Genomic DNA, 19,420 nt, shown 5'->3' on the forward strand with positions numbered 1-19,420 from the left:
AAAATACATAGTTTTCTTTGCCATAATTAGAGGTTCTATATTCACCCATATACGACTATAACTATGCATACCCTTTTGGTTTCTTTTGTTGCTCATAAGCATAACGTCATTTCTGTATTATACAACAAAATTCATTTCTGAGAAACACTATAACATTTTACATTTTTTGTATGTGAGTTGTCACTACCAGTGAAAACTTTAACATTCGTTTATATGTCCGTCAACTAGAAAATATAACAAAGATGGAACAAAGTGTTAAGTGAAAGTGAAAATTTCCATGGTTGAGAAATAAGAAATGAAGATGGGTAAGTGGTTGTCTAGAAACCTATTATATGAAGGAAAGTGTGTGAAAATTAACGAACACTTGTTCTTTTTTGGTTTGTTTGTTACAATAAAAATTCATTGATAGATTATGTGTAATTTTGATGAACTTTTACTGATAACATATTGTAGCTTATTTCTTTTAAAAATAGGGAGGCTTTCACATGGAACAAAAATTTTCAGTTGAAGCGTTTTGGAAGAAAGTAAAACATGTTGCAAAGCAAGCGGGGCAGTCGGTTATTTATGCCAGTTTATTATTGTTTTACGTTTTACAAAGACCTGATGTTCCAAAACGAGTGAAAATTATTGTAATTGGAGCACTTGTTTATTTTATCACACCGATAGATGCTATCCCAGATTTCGTTGCTGGAATTGGTTATACGGATGATTTAGGGGCGCTAACGGCCGCGTTAATACAGGTGTCGTTATACGTCAATGAAGAGGTGAAAGATAAGGCGCGAGTGAAATTGGCAGAATGGTTTAGTTCGGATATAGACACATCATTTATCGATCAGAAATTAGATCAATAGGTGAGAACTGTCATAGGATGACAGGGCGAACGTAAGCGAGGAAGTGCATTATGCCATCAGGAAGAACGCATACGAAAATAAACTTAATATCCCTTCCGGTTGTTTTGTTTCTGCTTTTTTCGTATGGATTAACAAATTTTGATTTTTTATTAACTTTTGCAATTGGCTTTTTAGTAGGTACTTCATTTTTAACACCTGATTTAGATACGTACAGTAATGCGTATAATAAATGGGGATTCCTGCGTATATTTTGGTATCCATATAAAAGGATGATGCCGCATCGTTCCTTTTTTACACATACGGTTATACTTGGTGATGTGATTCGTATCGCATACATGTTAATCGTATTTTCTCCATTTTTATTCCTATTAAATGTAATAGCATTTGATGGGAATTTAATAGAAATTGCGAAGGAACATGAGGTTGAAATTGTAACGTTCGTAATGGGAATTGTTGTGGCAAGTACGCTCCACATTATAGCGGATAAAGTGAATACGCGCCGAAAGAAAATGATGAGAAAAAAGAAAAAACGCAGAAGATAAAGTGAAACTTTAATCAGTGGGGGGCATCCCCTACGGATTATTAGCCCACACCAATCGGGCGTTTACGGGATAAAGGACACTTGCAATTTGCAAGTGTCCTTTTTAATTAAACGTTTGTTTAAAATTAAGCTTTCAGTACTTTAATACCTTTTACGATATTCCAAATGAAGTAGTATAAGCTAATGATTCCGCAAATACATAAGACGATGATTGCTCCAATTCCAAGTGTTACGTCTGGTTGATCAGATCCGATGCCCATAATTCCTAGAATAACTAATCCAATAAATGAAGCGATGCTTGGAATGATATGTGTCCATAGAGCACGTTTTGCATGTGGTTTTGTTTCAGAATCGCCCACAATCCATACGATAATAGGGAATAAGATAGGTGCGAATAGTACACTAAAGTATGATAAAGCAGCTAATATTTTGTTTCCGTTCATATGTATCACCTCATGAATAATTTCCGTTGTTATACATTCATTATGCAATAATGTTGGCAAGCTTCCTATCGATGAACATTACAAGAACGTGACGTTTTTGTAAGATTTCTACATTAAATAATGAAATTTTCAAAAAAATCTTTTTAAATAAAAATTGTTATGATAAAGTATAAAAGAAGTTATTGAAAACGTTTTCCGGAGCGTTTTTATTTTTAGACTTAAAGGTATGATGACCTGATAGTCTATTGATAAGGTTATATCTATTTAAAAGGGGATTCTTTAGGGGGAGAGAACAATGAACACATGGACACAAGTTTACGATCCGTTCGGTAACATTTGGATTTCGGCAGCAGTCGCACTTATTCCAATCATCTTTTTTTTCTTAGCTTTAGCAGTATTCCGCATGAAGGGGTATGTGGCAGGATTTATTACAGTTGTACTTACAATTTTGGTGGCGTTATTCGCGTATAAAATGCCATTCACAATGGCAATGGCAGCGACCGGATACGGTTTTTTATACGGATTATGGCCAATTGCTTGGATTATCATTATGTCGGTATTTTTATATAAAATTTCTGTGAGAACAGGTCAATTCGATGTGATTCGTGCGTCAGTATTATCAATTACGAACGATCATCGTTTACTCGTTATTTTAATCGGTTTTTCATTTGGCGCATTTTTGGAAGGGGCAGCAGGGTTTGGTGCACCAGTAGCAATCACGGCAGCGCTTCTTGCAGGTCTTGGCTTAAATCCTTTATATGCAGCAGGTCTTTGTTTAATCGCAAATACTGCACCGGTAGCGTTCGGAGCGATGGGCATTCCAATTACGGTTGCTGGACAAGTAACAGGTATTGATCCGCATAAAATTGGACAAATGGCTGGACATCAATTGCCATTCTTATCATTATTTGTTCCGTTCTTTATCGTATTTTTAATGGATGGATTTAAAGGAGTAAGACAAACATGGCCTGCGTTATTTGTAGCAGGTAGCTCATTTGCAATTACACAGTTCATTACAGCGACATTTTTAGGACCAGAACTTCCTGATATTACGTCAGCGCTTGTAAGTTTAGTAAGTTTGTCGCTATTCTTAAAAGTTTGGCAGCCGAAAGAGATTTATCAATCTAAACAAGCGGATAGTGAAGTAGCCGCGGCAACGACAACGACATCAACATCTATGCCGAAACTAACAGTAGGAAAAGTAGTAAAAGCGTGGTCTCCGTTTATTATTTTAACTGTGATGGTAGTCATTTGGAGCCAAAGTTTCTTTAAAGCATTATTCGCTCCAGGCGGCGCATTAGAGAGTCTTGTATTTAAGTTTGAAGTCCCAGGTTTACACAATTTAGTAATGAAAGCAGAGCCGATTGTAAATCAACCGACGCCTTACGAGGCAATTTTGAAGTTTGACGTATTATCAGCAACGGGAACAGCAATTTTAATTGCTTGTATCATTTCTATCTTTATTTTGAAAATGAGTGCGAAAGATGCAGTAGTCACATTTAAAGAAACGTTAAACGAACTTAAGATGCCAATTCTATCAATCGGATTTGTGTTAGGATTTGCGTTTATCGCAAACTATTCTGGTTTATCTTCTACATTAGCATTAGCACTAGCAGGAACTGGCGGATTATTCCCGTTCTTCTCACCGTTCCTAGGTTGGATTGGCGTATTCTTAACAGGATCAGATACGTCAGCGAACGCACTATTCTCAAATTTACAAGCAATTACAGCGCAGCAAGTCGGTGTATCTGAAGTGCTTCTCGTTGCAGCAAATACAACGGGCGGTGTAACAGGTAAAATGATTTCTCCGCAATCGATTGCAATCGCTTGTGCGGCGGTTGGTCTTGCTGGGAAAGAATCAGATCTGTTCCGCTTTACAGTGAAGCATAGTTTATTCTTCGTAATTATTGTGGGGATTATGACATATGTACAGGCTTATTATTTAACTTGGATGATTCCGTAAACAACAAAAGAAATAACCTTTGCATTTTTCAGATTATCGTGTATGATGGGAAAGTATTGAAAATTAAATCAGTGATAAACTAGGGGTGCCTAACGTATGCGTAGGCTGAGAGAGAAGCGCGTGAACTTCTTAACCCTTTGGACCTGATCTGGCTCGTACCAGCGTAGGGAAGTTAACGGCTTTACATAATGATGCCTTTTATGAGCCAGGTCCTTATTTTTTTATGGACCTGGCTCTTTTTATTTTGGCATGCGCTGGCCATATCTCGTCCTTGTCACGAACAGGGGGGTAACAAAGGTGATGAAACAATCTGTTTCAGCTGAGCAAATTGAATTGAAGTCGAGTTTACCAGGAAGTAAGAAAGTGTATGTGGATGGACCACGCGCGGGTATGAAAGTGCCGATGCGTGAGATTGAACAAAGCGATACAAATGGTGTTCCAAACAAGCCGATTCGTGTGTATGATACGAGCGGTCCTTATACAGATCCTGCGTATAAAGTGGAGTTGGAAAAGGGGATTCCAACGCCGCGTCATTCTTGGATCATGGAGCGCGAGGATGTAGAGGCATACGAAGGGCGCGAAGTGAAACCAGAGGATGATGGTGTGAAAGTGGCTTCGAAACATACACCTGTTTTCCCGCAAATGGATCGCCAGCCGCTTAGAGCGAAGCAAGGTGCCAATGTAACGCAAATGCATTATGCGCGTAATGGTATTATTACGTCTGAGATGGAATATGTTGCGATTCGTGAAGGAGTAGAGCCTGAGTTTGTTCGTAAGGAGATTGCAGAAGGTCGTGCAATTTTGCCAGCGAATATTAACCATCCGGAAGCAGAACCGATGATTATCGGGCGTAATTTCCATGTGAAGGTAAATGCGAATATCGGAAACTCAGCTGTCTCTTCTTCTATTGCAGAAGAAGTAGAGAAGATGACGTGGGCGACTCGCTGGGGTGCAGATACGATTATGGATTTATCTACAGGTAAAAATATTCATACGACGCGTGAGTGGATTATTCGTAATGCTCCGGTACCAGTTGGAACAGTGCCGATTTATCAAGCGCTTGAAAAGGTAAATGGAATAGCAGAGGATTTAACGTGGGAAGTGTATCGTGACACGTTAATTGAGCAAGCGGAGCAAGGCGTGGATTACTTTACGATTCACGCTGGTGTATTACTTCGTTACATTCCAATTACTGCAAAGCGTACGACAGGTATCGTTTCTCGTGGTGGTTCAATTATGGCACAATGGTGTTTATTCCATCATAAAGAAAACTTCCTATATACTCATTTTGAAGAGATTTGTGAAATTATGAAGCAGTACGATGTTTCGTTCTCTCTTGGAGATGGATTACGTCCAGGTTCCATTGCAGATGCAAATGATGAAGCGCAGTTTTCAGAGCTTGAGACACTTGGTGAATTAACGAAAATTGCTTGGAAACATGATGTGCAAGTTATGATTGAAGGACCTGGGCATGTACCGATGCATTTAATTAAAGAAAATATGGAGAAAGAACTTGATATTTGTCAGGGCGCGCCGTTCTACACACTTGGGCCGTTAACGACAGATATTGCACCAGGATATGACCATATTACATCAGCGATTGGGGCTGCGATGATCGGATGGTTTGGAACGGCGATGCTTTGTTATGTAACGCCGAAAGAACATTTAGGTTTACCGAATAAAGATGATGTTCGCGAAGGTGTTATTACGTACAAAATCGCTGCGCACGCAGCTGATCTTGCGAAAGGGCATAAAACGGCCCATCAGCGTGATGATGCACTTTCAAAAGCACGCTTTGAATTCCGTTGGCGCGATCAATTTAATTTATCTTTAGATCCTGAGCGCGCGATGGAGTATCACGATGAAACGTTGCCAGCAGAAGGAGCGAAAACAGCTCATTTCTGTTCGATGTGTGGACCGAAGTTTTGTAGTATGAGAATTTCACATGATATTCGTGAATATGCGAAAGAAAATGATTTAGAAACGACAGAAGCAATTGAAAAAGGTATGAAAGCGAAAGCGAAAGAATTTAAAGACACTGGTAGTCATTTATACCAATAACACGTTACACCTCTTTACTTGATTGATCACATTGTAGTACCTAACTTAATTATAGAAGAAGCCCCTTTTGCTAAGACGGTAGCAAAAGGGGCTTCTATTTTTTATAAGGCGAAGAATAAGTGTACCCAATAGTATAAGAGGAATAATGTGACGACGGTTGTGAGAGGAATAACGATGAGAGATACGCTTAAATAATCTTTCCATTTCACTTTAATTTTGTTTTGTTTCAGAATATACATCCAAATGAGGGAAGCTAGCGTACCGATTGGTAATAATAGTGAACCGATGTCACTACCAATAATGTTTGCAAGGTAGATCGTTTTTAATGTGACTGGATCTAGTCCCATTTCTGTTAATGTGATTGTACCAATCATAAGTGCAGGGTGGTTATTGAAGACGTTAGAGAGGAGGGAAACGAGTCCGCCCATTGCAAAGCTAGCATAGAGTAGATGCTGACTTACAACTGGCTCGAGCCAATTTACAAGTGCCGCTGTTAATCCTGCGTTGTGAAGCCCGTAAATAATTACATACATAGAGAAAGCGAAAATTAAAATGTGCCACGGTGTCTTTTTCAAAATATCGACAGGGTTTGTTCGTAAGTAGTACCATCTCCAGATGAGAAGAACGAGTGAACCGAGTACAGCAACAATTTCGATTGGGATGGATAAGAAGGATGCAACGAATAGAAGACAGCGCATAAGGAAGACGAAACCTAATACTTTTAACATGAATCTTGTACGCTTTTGTTTCGTATCAACAGAATTTTTTCCTTTAAGTGGATGGAAGTTCTTTGTGAAGAAAATCTCTTCAATATCATATGAAGAAACAGGTAATCTTTTCGGAAGTTTTTTCTTTAAAACTGTATACATGAGCCATGACATAAACAATAGTCCTAGTGTTGCAGGTACAAACATCATAGCTGTATGCATATAAAGAGTCATATGGACGATGTTTAAGGCAATTAAGTTTACGATATTACTTACACCGATTGGTGCACTAGATGCGGTTGCAATTAAAGCACCGCTTAATAAATAAGGGATTTGTTGATGAGGTTTTAATTGGAGGTTTCTCAGTAGTAAAATTAAGATTGGTGTTGTAATTAAAATGCTACCGTCGTTATTAAATAAAAGCGTCATAAGAAAACATAGTAATTGAATGTACCAGTATAGGCGGCGTCCAGAACCTTTCGCTAGATTTGCAAGTTTTGCTGCGGACCAATGGAAGAAGCCGAAGCTTTCTAATATAACCGCCATAACGATGGTCGCTAATATTGTTATGGAGGCACCTCCGATTTTACTTATAATGTCCATGACGTCTGGTTTTGATACAAGGCCAGTAATCAGGATAATACCAGCACCAATTGCTGCCGGCCACGCCTCATTTAAACCACGAGGTCGCCAAAAGACAACAATCATCGTTAAGAAGAATACAATAATAGTAATCCATATTTCAGTACTCATAATTTGCCTACCTTTCTATTTTTCCTTGAACAAATGTATCTTGTCTCAGGTTATATTGGTAGTATATTCAGTGAAAAATAAGAGGAACTAGACGGATAATGGAGTGAAGTGAATATGTGTTTTTTATGCTATAGGGCAAGTATAACTAGTAGTGAAATAACCAGGAGGATAGAAGCCTAACAAATGCAGGGCATTCTAAGTATGAATGCCCTGCATGTATCTTTTTATTTCTAAATAGCCCTCACCGATCGGTGGGGACTGCCCGTAAACGCCCGATTGGTGAAGTCTAATAATCAGTGGGGGATGAACAAAACCCCCACTGATTATAGTTTCAATTTATTATTTCTCCTTTAAAAATGTGCGGTCTTTTAAGAATAAATTCCAGAAAAAAATGAATCCTGGGAGTAAAATTGCAATCCCAATTGCGTATAGAATAAGCAGTGCATAGAATGTTTCAGGTGTCGTAAAGCTTGTAAAGACAGTTACGTCAGGATAAATAATATACGGTAAATGCGCGACGCCATAAGCGTAGCTTGCAAATGCATATTGAGCGACGACAGCTAAAACGGCGATACGAGGGAATCCAAGTGTGCTGTACTTCTTGTTTGTCCACCAAAGAGAAGAGTATCCGATAACGAATAAAACGATAGAAACTGTAAACCACGGGAATTGTTTTATTATTCCTTGCATGAGCCAGTGTGTTTCAGGGTCCATTACAACAAGGGCAATAATAGCTGTAATAAGCGTTGCAGGACCAAGTATGATGGCATTTCTTCTATAAATTCTATACGAATCTTCTGAACCTTGCTCTCTCGCAAAATCAGCAAGAAAGAGAGAAGATAGAAATAGTTCCGAAGTTAGTCCGAAGAGCATATAACAATAAATAACAGGGCTAGAAAGGAGTTTTCCGTACAGGAGTACTTCTTTTCCTTCAACCATTGTAATGTAAGCACCTTCTGTAACGGGTAAAACGGTAATTAATAGAGCTGGAATTAGGAGCCCTGTAATACCTGAAATAATACGAAGAAGGTGTTGGTATTTCGGCAGAGAGTAAGCAAATACCATAAATGTACTGCGAATTGCAACGAGTACTAGAATTAGCATAACGGGTACGAACATAACGGTTGCAAGGGTAAAGGCTGCTTTCGGAAAGAAACCAAGGAAAGCGACAACAACAAAGACGAGAAATGTATTGGTTACTTCCCAAGTTGGTGATAAGTATCGATTCGCAAGTTTAGCAGCAATCGTCGGATGTTTCGCGTATACCATGCCCCAAAAACCAGCTCCAAAATCAATGGACCCTAATATACTATAAACAAAAATAAGAGCCCATAAGATGATGATTGCAATGCTTTCCTCATGCACGAGAATCGCCTCCTTGATGATGTAAATCATTCTTTAACGGATGTTTCTTAAAGAATGTTCGTAGTACAAAGACTGTTAAAATAGCGAGTCCGATATATAAAATGATGAATAGAACAAATAAGGGACCGACGAAATCAGCACGTGTAGAAGCATCCATCGTACGTTGCATACCATAAATGGTCCATGGCTGGCGACCGCTACAACTGAAAATCCATCCGAACTCAATACCGAGCATCATAACTGGTCCGCACGCAGCAGTAGCCCAAAGAAGCCACTTCGGTAATTCTGCTCCTTTTTTTCGATAAACAAAGTACCAATACAAGAGGGCAATAGCTGCGACTGCAAAGGTAAATGTAGCGGCACCAACCATTAAGTTGAAAAGGGTATGTGTATAAAATGGTGGCCACGTTTCTCGCGGAAACTCATTTAGCCCTTTTACTACGGTACTAGGATCGAGTCCTACTAATAAGCTGAGCATGTTCGGAATTTCGAGTGCATAGTTTAGTTCAAGTGTATTAGGATCAACAACCCCACCAAGTGATAAAGGTGCGTGTGATGTCGTTTCAAACAAAGCTTCAGCAGATGCTAGTTTTTCTGGTGAGTGTTTATGTAAGGCAATCGCGGATTCATGTCCAGAAATCCACATCGTAGCGCCTGTGATAAATGTAACGACAAGTCCTAACAGTAATCCTTTTTTATGGTAAGCAATTTCACGTTTGCTTACATTTTTCTTTAATAATTTAAATCCGGCGATAGAGGCAATGACAGCTGCCCCAGCTGCATAGGCCGTAATAACAACGTGGAATGCACTTGTGCCAAAGCTTGGATTAAAGAAAGCTTTCCAAGGGTCAACGTTAAAAACTGATCCATCTGGCCCCATTGAAAAGCCTGCGGGTGTATTCATCCATGTATTTGCTGATGTAATAAGCACGGCGGATGCCGTGGCACCAAGCATAACGAAAAATAGTGAGACTAATCTCATAAATGGGGGTAGTTTATCAGCTGCGTATACGTAAATAGACATGAATAAAGCCTCTAAAAAGAAGGCGAAAATCTCAATTTGAAACGGAACAGAAATGACTTGGCCAACAATTTTGGCGAAACCAGGCCAAAGAAGTGAAATTTGTACACCAACAATTGTTCCAGTTGGAATTGCTACACCGAGAAGGATAGCAAAAGCCTTTGTCCATCTTTTTGCCATAATGGCATAGTCAGAATCCTTCTTCCAGTGATACAATATTTCACTTATAAAAATCATTAAAGAAAGCCCGACTCCAAGTGTTGCAAAAATAATGTGGAATGCTAATGAAGAACCAAAAAACGCTCTTGCTAATGTTACGGTATCCATATGTATACTCCTCTTCTTTTTTGCCATTATTTTCTGATTGAATTGGAAGATTTATTCAATAAACTGCCAAAAATATATATGTATTTAAAAAATGAATATGGCAATATTATAATTGAATATTCAAAATAAAAAGAAATGAATATTTGATAATATTTTGTTTGTTTTTTATTGAGGAATCTTTTATAATCTTTTATGCGAACATAAGTTCTGATTTTTCGAAAGAAGTTTATGTGAAATGGAGAGGATGTTTTATGTATCCTGAAGTCATTAAAAAGATGGCATTTTCAAAAGAGCATAGAGATTTATTATTGAAGTTGTACAATAAAGAAATTACACGTCGTGAATACGATCGACTTGTGGAATCGCTATATAGACCTTCTAAAGAGGCTTATGAGGGATAAAGTGAGGGAGACAATCTAATAGATTGTCTTTTTTTAATTGACGTATGTTCTGTTAAAATTAAGGTTAGCCTGAATAAGGAGGTGAAAAGATTGCGGAAACGTTTATATATAGGGATTGGAGTTATTCTCTTAATCGCTTTAGGTGGAATTGTATTTTGGTCAGCTTTACAAGGAAACCGTACGGAGCATTTTATTTTAAGGCATATGGTAAATGAAAATGGAACACTTGCAACGTACCGTTTAGCAGATACACAGGCAGGAGTAAGTGAGGCGAAGGGCCGTGAAGCTTTATCAGAATCGGCAGGACTATGGCTACAATATACACTTGATAAAGATGATCAAGCGTTATTTGATGAACAAGTAAAGGTTATTCAAAATAATTTTGTACATAAGGATCACATCGTTTTATGGAAAATCTCTGAAAAGGGAGAAATGCAGTCAGCCACAAATGCACTTATAGATGATCTTCGTATTATTGAACAATTATATCGTGCTTATGAAATGTATAAGGAAGATCGTTATAAAAACCTTGCGGATCAATTGAGCAATGCTGTACTTCGTTATAATAAAAAAGATAATTATTACGTGGATTATTATGATGCAGATGCAGGGAAACAAAATAATTTTACAACAACATCATACATAAATCCGCACGCATTCTTTTATATGAAAAAGTACGGAAAAGTTTCTGCTCAGCAATATCAGGAAGTAGTTCAGTTTTTAGCTGATTATCCAAGGCATGGCTGGGCCTTTCCGAAAGAGTATAAAGAAGATGGCACATTTACGTACGATAAAGAAGTGAATCTTATTGACCAATCATACGTTGCTTACCATCGTAGTCTAGGTGGTCTTTCATCAGATGCTTATTTGGAATTTATAAAGAAGAAATTCCAGGAGGACGGAAAGTTATACGGTCGTTACAATTTAGAAACGGGAAAACAGGCTGTGAATTATGAATCGCCTGCAGCTTACGGATTAACAATATTGTACGTACTACAAACAGGTGATACAAAGTTTGCGAAGGAATTGTATGATCATATGGCCACATTCCGAAACGATAATGTATTTAGTAGATATTACGGTGGATACGTCACAGGTGAAAATAATAATACGCATATTTTTGATAATGTTTTGCCACTTTTAGCTGAAATGGAATTAGAGAAGAGCAAAAAATAGAGTGCCACCCTAGGGATGGCACTTTTTCTTATTTTTTTCCATTACCGCAAAGTAATTATTTTCATTATCAGCAAAGTTGAACGCTCTACCAGTAGGTAGATCTACAATTTGGCCAACTGTGACGTTTTTCTCAGACAGGTCCTTATATAGACGGTCTAAGTCATTTGAGAAGAACATAAGTGAAGGTGTATTAAGATTTAATTCAGGCTGCATCTTCGCAATTAATGCTTTATCATGAAGGACGATGCTTGTTCCAGCTTCTTTTGCCGGCGCAATTTCAATCCAGCGAAATCCTTTTCCGTTATTTTCTTCAGCAATGATTTGGAACCCTACTTTTTCTGTCCAAAATTGTACGGTTTCATCTTGGTTAGTTACATATAGCATAATTTGTCCAACTTGATTAATCATAGATGTCTCCTGCTTTCTTTTCTTATATGGAATACTATTATATCAAAGATATGGTTTGAATAGCTTTTCATGATTTTTCCGAAGTGCGATCTTTGCCCATTTCATATTTGTCGTAGGGGAAGGCCCTGTAATCCATACATGAAATGGTAGTGTGCTACAAATGACCATTGTTGAAATAGACATAACAGCTGTTAACACAAATAGTAATAGGCTATATAGTATTGTGTTTTCTTGTAGTGCGAATAAGGAAAGAATTTTTGTACATATTTGCAAGAAGAAAAAATGTGCTAAATAAGCGCCATACGTGTAGTTTCCAATGAATCGTAACGTTCTATATAAGAAACCTCGACGCTGTACAATTGTAATAGATAATACATACAGTATCATAATTTCACAGACTATATATAAAAACATGGACGGTTTTAAATAGGTAGAAACGGTTAAATGAATAGCGTTTGCTCCGTAAAAGCTAAATAGCTCATAATTGATGAACAAAAATAAGATGAAAAATAATATGGTGATAAGCGGGATATGTTTCATAACGAATAGACGCCAAGTTTTTAGTGCTACAGCGGCAATGCCTCCCAGAACGAAATAAAATGAGTAAAATAAAAAGGAGCGATCTGTATAATGTAAAATGGTCGAACTCGTTAATTTTTCTCCATTAAAAATATAGTGGGAAGAGAACCACATTAAAAGGAAATATAGACACGCGAAAATGGTCATATATTTATATATGTCTTTTTTATTTTCCGTTCGTTTTTGAAACCAATAAAATAGTGTACATAGTAAAGGGAATAATAAGTGAATTTGGAACATCATAATAACGTACCAAAGATGAGGTGCGGCTGTTCCGAGTAGTAAACTTTTTATTCCGCTTTGTAATGTAATAAGATCGTTTGTTGTTAATAAGTAAAGAATAGACCAAAAGAAATAAGGAATGAGTAAATGTGTGGCTTTTTCAGAAATATATTCTTTGTATACTAATTGCTTTGTATAGTGACGAATTAAATGAAATCCAACGATAAATATGAATGCAGGTGCTGAAAATTTTGCGAGATTAAATAACATACCCATAATGAGGGATTGTTCAAGCAAGACATTTCCTTGATTCATTGTATATAATAAGGAACTTTGCAAAACGACAGCAAGAAAGGCAATGCTTTGCAAAACTTTAAATTCTGGTGCGCTTTGTGTCATTGTTTCCATCTCCTTTTCCATACATGATTATAGTACGGAGAATGGATAAGAGGTGTGGAATATTTGTGAAGATTTTAACAAATTTGTGGCGGATGGGATTATATTAACGATTTTGCTAATATATCAACGATTTTTCCAACGTATCGATTTGCGGACAAATAACCCAAAAAAGAAGATGCTCCAAACGAGCATCTTCTTTCTATCTATTAAGCAAATTTATTTTTGATCCAGTCTTTACCTTCTACAAGGCGAGCTGTCATTACGGCACAAGCGTTATCTGCTGTTACGTTTAACATCGTTGCAGGAGGATCGATGATTGTACTAATTGCTGCGATAATTGGCAACGCTTCTGGCGGGAAGCCGTATAGAGAAACGATTAACATTTCACCAATCATACCGCCGCCTGGAATAGCACCCATTACTGTTCCTACTAGTAGAGAAACGACAAGAGCGATTGCCAATGTTTTCGGTCCTTCGAATTCCATGTTAAAAATACCGAATAAGAAAGCAATTTTTAATACGCCGCCTAAAACAGATCCGTCCTTATGAAGCGTTGATCCAAGAAGGACAACTGTTTCACGAATGTCAGAAGAAATACCCATTTTCTTCGTTGCTTCTAAGTTCGCTGGAATACTTGCGGCACTACTACAAGTTGCAAGCGATGTAACTGTAGGAGAGACCATGTTCTTCCAAAATACTTGTACACCTTGTTTGCGACCTGCAAGGTACGCATAGAATGTAAAGAATACAAAGAAGTAAATAAGAGAAGCTGGATAGTATACCATTGCTGCTCGGAAGTAAGTTCCAAGAAGTTGTGGTCCGAATTCACCAACTAATGCTGCGAAGTAAGCAGCAAGTCCGATTGGAGCGTAGTACATAATGAAAGATACGACTTTCATTGAAATTTCTGCACCAGCTTGTAAAAATGTAGCGAAAGGTTTTCCTTTTTCACCAACTGCGGAAGTTGCAATCCCCATTAAGATTGAGAAGAAAATAAGAGCTAACATATTTTCACGAGATAGTAACTTCGAGAAGTCAGATACTGTTAGAATACCAACGATTTGATCAGCAACGCTAACAACTTTTTCAGCTTTATCAGGTTGTGTTAGTTCTAATACAACACCTTGTGCTGGCGGGAATACTTTCACGATGATAATCATAAAAATAGCAGCTAAAATACTTGTAAATAAGAAAGTCCCAGCCATACTAGACATAATTTTACCGAAACGTTTTAATCCATCCATATTAGCAATAGATGACGCGATGCTAAAGAACACTAAAGGTACAACAATCGTAAACATTAAGTTTAGGAAAATGTCACCAAGCGGCTTTAAAGCAACTGCATCGGCACCCATGAAATAACCAATGAAACCACCAATTAGGATAGAAGATAATAAAATAAGTGGAAAGCGATATGCCTTCATAAATATACCCTCCTATCGATTATAAAAAAAATCATACTGAATCATTATAGCGAGTCAGATTCCTCTTTACTAGGAAAATACGGATAGATGGAATAGCGTGAAAACCGAGAAATTTTTGTTTTTAAGCTCGGCATACAGTTACAAATATAGACATATATATTTGTAACCTAGTAGTGGCAAGGGGTGCATCATAACTTGAGTGTAGAAAAAAGGGGAGGGAAGCGGGATGAAAATTTTGCTTTGCTGTGCAGCGGGAATGTCTTCCAGTTTGATAGTTACAAAAATGGAGAAAGCAGCAGGGGCAAAGGGGATAGAGGTAAAAATTTGGGCTGTATCAGGTTCAGAAGTGCGAAATCATATCGATGATGCGGATGTACTTTTACTTGGACCGCAAGTACGTTATTTATTACCGAAAATGAAAGAATTATGTAAGGAGAAAGGAATCCCTGTGGATGTCATTCAATCCGTCCATTACGGCCTTTGTAATGGGGAAGCTATCTTGCAAGCAGCTTTGTCGATGAAACCATGAGGAGAGTGGGATAGATGATACGGTTTTTAGAGAAATATGTGATGCCAGTAGCGGGAAGGATTGCAGAGCAGAGGCATTTACAAGCGATTCGTGACGGGATTGTTTTAACGATGCCGTTCTTAATTATCGGCTCTTTTTTTCTTATTATTAGTGCCTTACCAATACCAGGGTATAATGATTTTATGGCCGACTTGTTTGGGGAGGGTTGGCAGAAAGCTTTGGGGTACCCAGTAAGTGCAACTTTTAATATAATGTCTTTAGTGGCTGTTTTTGGAATCGCTTACAGACTTGGTGAGTATTATAAAGTGGATGCTTTAGCATCTGGGGCATTGTCACTTGTATCATTTTTGCTTGCAACACCATTCCAAGTTATGTATATGATACCAAATACAAAGGAAAGTGTACTTGTGGATGGAGTGATATCAGCTGCATTAATGGGAAGCCAAGGTTTATTTGTGGCGATGATTATTGCAATTATATCTACTGAAATTTATCGATTTGTTGTACAAAAAAAGATAATTATAAAAATGCCAGAGACAGTTCCGCCGGCAGTAACGCGTTCATTTGCTGCGCTTATTCCAGGTTTTATTGTTGTGACGGTCGTTTGGATCATTAGATTGATTTTTGAACATACGACTTTCGGTAGCATTCATAATGTTGTAGGAAAGCTTTTACAAGAGCCTCTTAATGTACTAGGGGCTAGCCTCTGGGGCGCAGTAATCGCAGTTATTATTGTCCATGTACTTTGGGCATGCGGGATTCATGGCGCTGCAATTGTTGGTGGGGTAATGAGCCCGATTTGGTTGTCGTTAATGGATCAGAACCGAATTGCTTTTCAGGCTGGTCAAGACGTACCGAATACGATTACCGCACAGTTTTTTGATTTATGGATTTATATGGGCGGTTCTGGTGCAACATTAGCTTTAGTTGTAGGGATGTTACTGTTTGCGCGAAGTCAGCAATTAAAAAGTATCGGCCGATTGTCGATTGCACCTGGTATTTTTAATATTAATGAAATGGTGACTTTCGGTATGCCGATTGTAATGAATCCACTTTTACTTATTCCATTTATATTAGTTCCAGTTGTGTTAACAATTGTTTCTTACTTTGCAATGGAATGGGGATTAGTTGCCCGTCCGAGCGGAGCTGCTGTACCTTGGACTACACCTATTCTTTTTAGTGGATATTTAGGATCGGGCGGGAAAATTTCTGGTGTTATGTTGCAGCTTGTTAACTTTGCACTGGCATTCTTTATTTATTTACCATTCTTAAAAATATGGGATAAACAAAAAGTGGCGGAAGAAAAGGGGGAGTAAAGAGCTAAAATGGATACGATAGAGACGAAAGTTTTTCATTTAATCTTGCATGGGGGAAATGCGAGAAGTTGTTCAATGGAAGCAATTGATTGTGCTAAGCGCAGTGAATTTCAGGAAGCGGAAGCTAAACTACAAGAAGCTTTAAATGAACTGCAAGAGGCGCACCGCTTACAAACGGAGCTCATACAGAAGGAAGCTGGTGGTGAAAAGACAGAAGTTACCCTTCTGATGGTGCATGCGCAAGATCATTTAATGAATGCAATTACGGTAAAGGAATTAGCGAGTGAGTTTGTAGAATTATATAGGAAGATGTCAGCAGCAGAATGAACCTTGCGTATGCAAGGTTTTTTTATGTTTTGAAAAGATACTGTTATGACAAAAAGAAAACTACTTACGCATGATTTTATTTGTTTTTTCCAAGTTTATGTAAAAATAAAAGTGTAAAGGGGGTGGGAAGTAGATGAAAGTACGCATCGAATTGGACCCATCACAAGACGAAGTAGAGATTATTATAAGAACAAAAGAAGTAACAGATGAAATGCAGCAACTTTTAAAAATAATAGAAGGGGGAACTGTAAATCAAATTATTGGTGTGTTAGACCAGCAGTATCATCTATTGAATTTACATGATATTTATTGGTTTTATACAGAAGGTCGAAAAGTTATGGCACAAACGAAGAAAGGGAGTCTTGAAGTGAAGGCTCGCTTATATGAATTAGAAGAACAGTTGGCCGGAAAGCGCTTTGCTAGATTTTCTAAGTCGATACTTGCAAATTTAGGGCATGTAAAAAGCTTTGAAATGTCTTTTGGTGGTAGTATGTGTGCTCATTTTTCTAATGGAATGAAAGAATATGTTTCGAGGAAATATGTACCGCTCATTAAAGAGGCTTTAAATATAGGAGGAGGTTAAAAGATGGTTGATAGAGTAATAAATAAAATCGCTATTGGATTAGGAATGGCGATGATATATAGTCTATTGTTTTTATGGATTGGTTACGCAAATGGAATGGAAACAGTGGAAACAAAAATGTTAATTACGTATTTAGTTACAGCAAATATAGTAGGGCTGATCTTTTCTTTCGCTTCATTTATTTTTGAAAAAGAAGAATGGAGCATATTAAAACAGACAAGTATTCACTTTATCATTTTACTAGGGACATTTTTACCTACAGCAATTTGGATCGGGTGGGTTCCGAATCGTTTCGGTTCGATTCTTGTCTGTATAGGCAGCTTTATTGTTATTTACTTCATTATATGGTTTGTGATGACACTATATTGGAAACGAAAAATAGAAAAATTAAATCATCAATTAAGGTGAAAAATTATGTATGTTTGCGTACCATCAGTGGAGCTCTCGTTCCACTGATGGTATTTACAACCCTCCTTTTCATGGATGAGTAAGAATCAATCGGTAGTAACAATTTCTCCTATACCACGAATTAATTTTTTTATATGAATCCGTTTTGGTTTTAATATATTTACGATATAATCAATCGCTATTTGCGGTTCAACGGTTGTACCGCACGTATAGCAATCAATCGCTGCAAAGTTTTTTTCAGGATAAGTGTGAATTGAAATATGGCTTTCTGATAGTAAAACTAGTACGGTAACTCCATACGGCTGGAATTTTTTTTTGCTTACGTTTAACACATGTGCATCAGAGTAATTTGCAGCGGTAACTAAATGGTGTTCTAGCAAGTGAATATCATCTAGTAGGGGAAAATCCACTCCCCATAAATCTACTATTATATGCTTACCGAAAGTAGAATATTCCATAGGGTAGCACTCCTTATTATAAAATCATTAAAACTCCATTTCCTCTTTGTAATATTGATGTAGGATAAGGTTCGAATCTGAATTTAAAAGAGTGTTGTTACGGTGCTCTAAATGTTCTTCTTTAAATTGAAATAAAGGAGCGAGAAGAGAAGGTAATGTGCGAGTAGTTGGTACTACGTATAATTGTTCAATTTGATTGAGTACATGTGAGGAGTTAGCAGCAATATGAAATCCCCAATCAGTTCCGAAAGAAGGAACAATTATATGATAGCTTTTTACAGTTAATCCGGCATTTTCAATTGTATTACCGATACTCCAATATACAAGAGGTGCATCAGCAGGTGAATTAGATTGGCAGACGAAAGCACCATCTTCTGTTAAGAACGTAGCTATACGAGCAAAAAGTTCACTTGTATATAAAGTACTTAATAACTCTGTTGAAGGATCAGGAAAATCAATAATAATTACATCGTATAAAGAGGAAGGAGAATTCAGAAATTCTTTTGCATCGCATATATGCACATTCACGCGATTATCAAAAAATGCTTTTTTGTTTAAAGAGACTATTTCTGGTACGTTACGAGCCATATTAATCATCGCCTCGTCTAAATCAACAAGGTCTACATGCAGCACAGTTTCATATTTCAAAACTTCTCGTAAGGCAAGGCCATCGCCGCCACCTAATATGAGAACACGTTTTGGATCAATGACTTTGGACGTTACCGGATGAACAAGTGCTTCATGATAAATTTGTTCATCAACGGAACTAAATTGTAGTTGGTTGTCCAAATATAAACGGATATCGCTTACTTGTAGCAAATTAATATTTTGATAATTGCTTTTTTCTTCAACTAAACTCGTATGTTCACCAGCTTGTATTTCTTTTAGAGAAATTTCATCCCATATATCTAAGTTGTGTGAATTTGTTTCTATTATAGGTTCCAGTGGTGTTGACTTGGCTGTTTCGTCTTTTTCACCTTGTTTATCTTGCTTGTCTTGTTTATCTTGCTTGTCTTGTTTATCTTGCTTGTCTTGTTTATCTTGCTTGTCTTGTTTATCTTGCTTGTCTTGTTTATCTTGCTTGTCTTGTTTATCTTGCTTGTCTTGTTTATCTTGCTTGTCTTGTTTATCTTGCTTGTCTTGTTTATCTTGCTTGTC

At 37.5% G+C, this 19,420-nt stretch carries 20 protein-coding genes and 1 riboswitch; of the genes, 11 read left to right on the forward strand and 9 right to left on the reverse strand.

What is annotated here, in order from left to right:
* Positions 1–485 precede the first annotated feature (485 nt).
* Both MR065_RS22800 and MR065_RS22805 read left to right on the forward strand, forming a co-directional pair.
* A complete protein-coding gene (locus MR065_RS22800) occupies positions 486–851 on the forward strand; it encodes a YkvA family protein (protein WP_242215159.1) in 366 nt (121 codons plus the stop codon).
* A gap of 50 nt (positions 852–901) precedes the next feature.
* Positions 902–1,393 (forward strand): metal-binding protein, encoded by a 492-nt coding sequence (locus MR065_RS22805; protein ID WP_242215160.1) that lies wholly within the window; start codon positions 902–904, stop codon positions 1,391–1,393.
* 124 nt (positions 1,394–1,517) lie between these two features.
* Here MR065_RS22805 and MR065_RS22810 read toward each other — a convergent pair whose 3' ends face one another.
* The gene (locus MR065_RS22810) at positions 1,518–1,835 is read right to left on the reverse strand and encodes a magnetosome magnetite crystal formation protein family (RefSeq protein ID WP_002159844.1); all 318 of its coding nucleotides are present in this window, start codon (positions 1,833–1,835) and stop codon (positions 1,518–1,520) included.
* Positions 1,836–2,130: 295 nt separating this feature from the next.
* Here MR065_RS22810 and lldP point away from each other — a divergent pair, with 295 nt between their 5' ends.
* Positions 2,131–3,798, forward strand: a complete 1,668-nt coding sequence (gene lldP, locus MR065_RS22815) for an L-lactate permease (RefSeq protein WP_242215161.1) — start codon at positions 2,131–2,133, stop codon at positions 3,796–3,798.
* Positions 3,799–3,869: 71 nt separating this feature from the next.
* Positions 3,870–3,985, forward strand: a riboswitch (TPP riboswitch).
* Positions 3,986–4,098: 113 nt separating this feature from the next.
* Positions 4,099–5,859 (forward strand): phosphomethylpyrimidine synthase ThiC, encoded by a 1,761-nt coding sequence (thiC, locus tag MR065_RS22820; protein ID WP_242215172.1) that lies wholly within the window; start codon positions 4,099–4,101, stop codon positions 5,857–5,859.
* A gap of 101 nt (positions 5,860–5,960) precedes the next feature.
* Here the strand turns inward: thiC and MR065_RS22825 are convergent, their stop codons facing one another.
* From MR065_RS22825 to cydA, 3 genes are all read right to left on the reverse strand, one after another.
* On the reverse strand, positions 5,961–7,319 hold the full coding sequence (locus tag MR065_RS22825; RefSeq protein ID WP_242215162.1) for an arsenic transporter: 1,359 nt from the start codon (positions 7,317–7,319) through the stop codon (positions 5,961–5,963).
* A gap of 339 nt (positions 7,320–7,658) precedes the next feature.
* Positions 7,659–8,684, reverse strand: coding sequence for a cytochrome d ubiquinol oxidase subunit II (locus tag MR065_RS22830; RefSeq protein WP_144511674.1), 1,026 nt, complete (start codon positions 8,682–8,684; stop codon positions 7,659–7,661).
* The gene (gene cydA / locus MR065_RS22835; protein WP_097904799.1) at positions 8,677–10,032 is read right to left on the reverse strand and encodes a cytochrome ubiquinol oxidase subunit I; all 1,356 of its coding nucleotides are present in this window, start codon (positions 10,030–10,032) and stop codon (positions 8,677–8,679) included. Before cydA ends, MR065_RS22830 begins: the two co-directional genes overlap by 8 nt.
* Positions 10,033–10,283: 251 nt before the next feature.
* On the opposite strand from cydA, the gene MR065_RS22840 reads away from it, so the two are divergent.
* Together MR065_RS22840 and MR065_RS22845 are read left to right on the forward strand one after the other, a co-directional pair.
* Positions 10,284–10,433 (forward strand): hypothetical protein, encoded by a 150-nt coding sequence (locus MR065_RS22840; protein WP_000283175.1) that lies wholly within the window; start codon positions 10,284–10,286, stop codon positions 10,431–10,433.
* Positions 10,434–10,523: 90 nt separating this feature from the next.
* Positions 10,524–11,609 carry a transcriptional regulator gene (locus MR065_RS22845; RefSeq protein ID WP_242215163.1) on the forward strand — a complete coding sequence of 362 codons (1,086 nt, stop codon included), beginning with the start codon at positions 10,524–10,526 and terminating at the stop codon, positions 11,607–11,609.
* 9 nt (positions 11,610–11,618) lie between these two features.
* On the opposite strand, the gene MR065_RS22850 is transcribed toward MR065_RS22845, so the two are convergent.
* The 3 genes from MR065_RS22850 to MR065_RS22860 form a co-directional block, all read right to left on the reverse strand.
* Entirely contained in the window at positions 11,619–12,017 is a 399-nt protein-coding gene (locus tag MR065_RS22850) for a VOC family protein (protein WP_242215164.1), read from the reverse strand.
* A gap of 42 nt (positions 12,018–12,059) precedes the next feature.
* Positions 12,060–13,217 carry an acyltransferase gene (locus MR065_RS22855; protein WP_242215165.1) on the reverse strand — a complete coding sequence of 386 codons (1,158 nt, stop codon included), beginning with the start codon at positions 13,215–13,217 and terminating at the stop codon, positions 12,060–12,062.
* A 206-nt stretch (positions 13,218–13,423) separates the two neighbouring features.
* Entirely contained in the window at positions 13,424–14,641 is a 1,218-nt protein-coding gene (locus MR065_RS22860) for a dicarboxylate/amino acid:cation symporter (RefSeq protein WP_097904803.1), read from the reverse strand.
* Positions 14,642–14,867: 226 nt separating this feature from the next.
* Between MR065_RS22860 and MR065_RS22865 the strand changes: the two genes are divergently transcribed.
* The 5 genes from MR065_RS22865 (at position 14,868) to MR065_RS22885 (ending at position 17,804) form a co-directional block, all read left to right on the forward strand.
* On the forward strand, positions 14,868–15,170 hold the full coding sequence (locus MR065_RS22865; protein ID WP_097904811.1) for a PTS sugar transporter subunit IIB: 303 nt from the start codon (positions 14,868–14,870) through the stop codon (positions 15,168–15,170).
* A gap of 14 nt (positions 15,171–15,184) precedes the next feature.
* Positions 15,185–16,486, forward strand: a complete 1,302-nt coding sequence (gene celB / locus MR065_RS22870) for a PTS cellobiose transporter subunit IIC (protein WP_242215166.1) — start codon at positions 15,185–15,187, stop codon at positions 16,484–16,486.
* Positions 16,487–16,495: 9 nt separating this feature from the next.
* Positions 16,496–16,813, forward strand: a complete 318-nt coding sequence (locus tag MR065_RS22875; RefSeq protein ID WP_242215167.1) for a PTS sugar transporter subunit IIA — start codon at positions 16,496–16,498, stop codon at positions 16,811–16,813.
* Between the two features lie 133 nt (positions 16,814–16,946).
* Positions 16,947–17,396 carry a LytTR family DNA-binding domain-containing protein gene (locus MR065_RS22880; protein ID WP_242215168.1) on the forward strand — a complete coding sequence of 150 codons (450 nt, stop codon included), beginning with the start codon at positions 16,947–16,949 and terminating at the stop codon, positions 17,394–17,396.
* 3 nt (positions 17,397–17,399) lie between these two features.
* Positions 17,400–17,804 carry a DUF3021 domain-containing protein gene (locus tag MR065_RS22885; RefSeq protein ID WP_242215169.1) on the forward strand — a complete coding sequence of 135 codons (405 nt, stop codon included), beginning with the start codon at positions 17,400–17,402 and terminating at the stop codon, positions 17,802–17,804.
* A gap of 86 nt (positions 17,805–17,890) precedes the next feature.
* Here MR065_RS22885 and speD read toward each other — a convergent pair whose 3' ends face one another.
* On the reverse strand, positions 17,891–18,262 hold the full coding sequence (speD, locus tag MR065_RS22890; protein WP_242215170.1) for an adenosylmethionine decarboxylase: 372 nt from the start codon (positions 18,260–18,262) through the stop codon (positions 17,891–17,893).
* Between the two features lie 27 nt (positions 18,263–18,289).
* The coding region (locus MR065_RS22895; protein WP_242215171.1) for a polyamine aminopropyltransferase at positions 18,290–19,420 on the reverse strand (1,131 nt) is incomplete at its 5' end.

The organism is Bacillus cereus group sp. BfR-BA-01383 (assembly GCF_022663495.1).
Classification (GTDB): domain Bacteria; phylum Bacillota; class Bacilli; order Bacillales; family Bacillaceae_G; genus Bacillus_A; species Bacillus_A cereus_AU.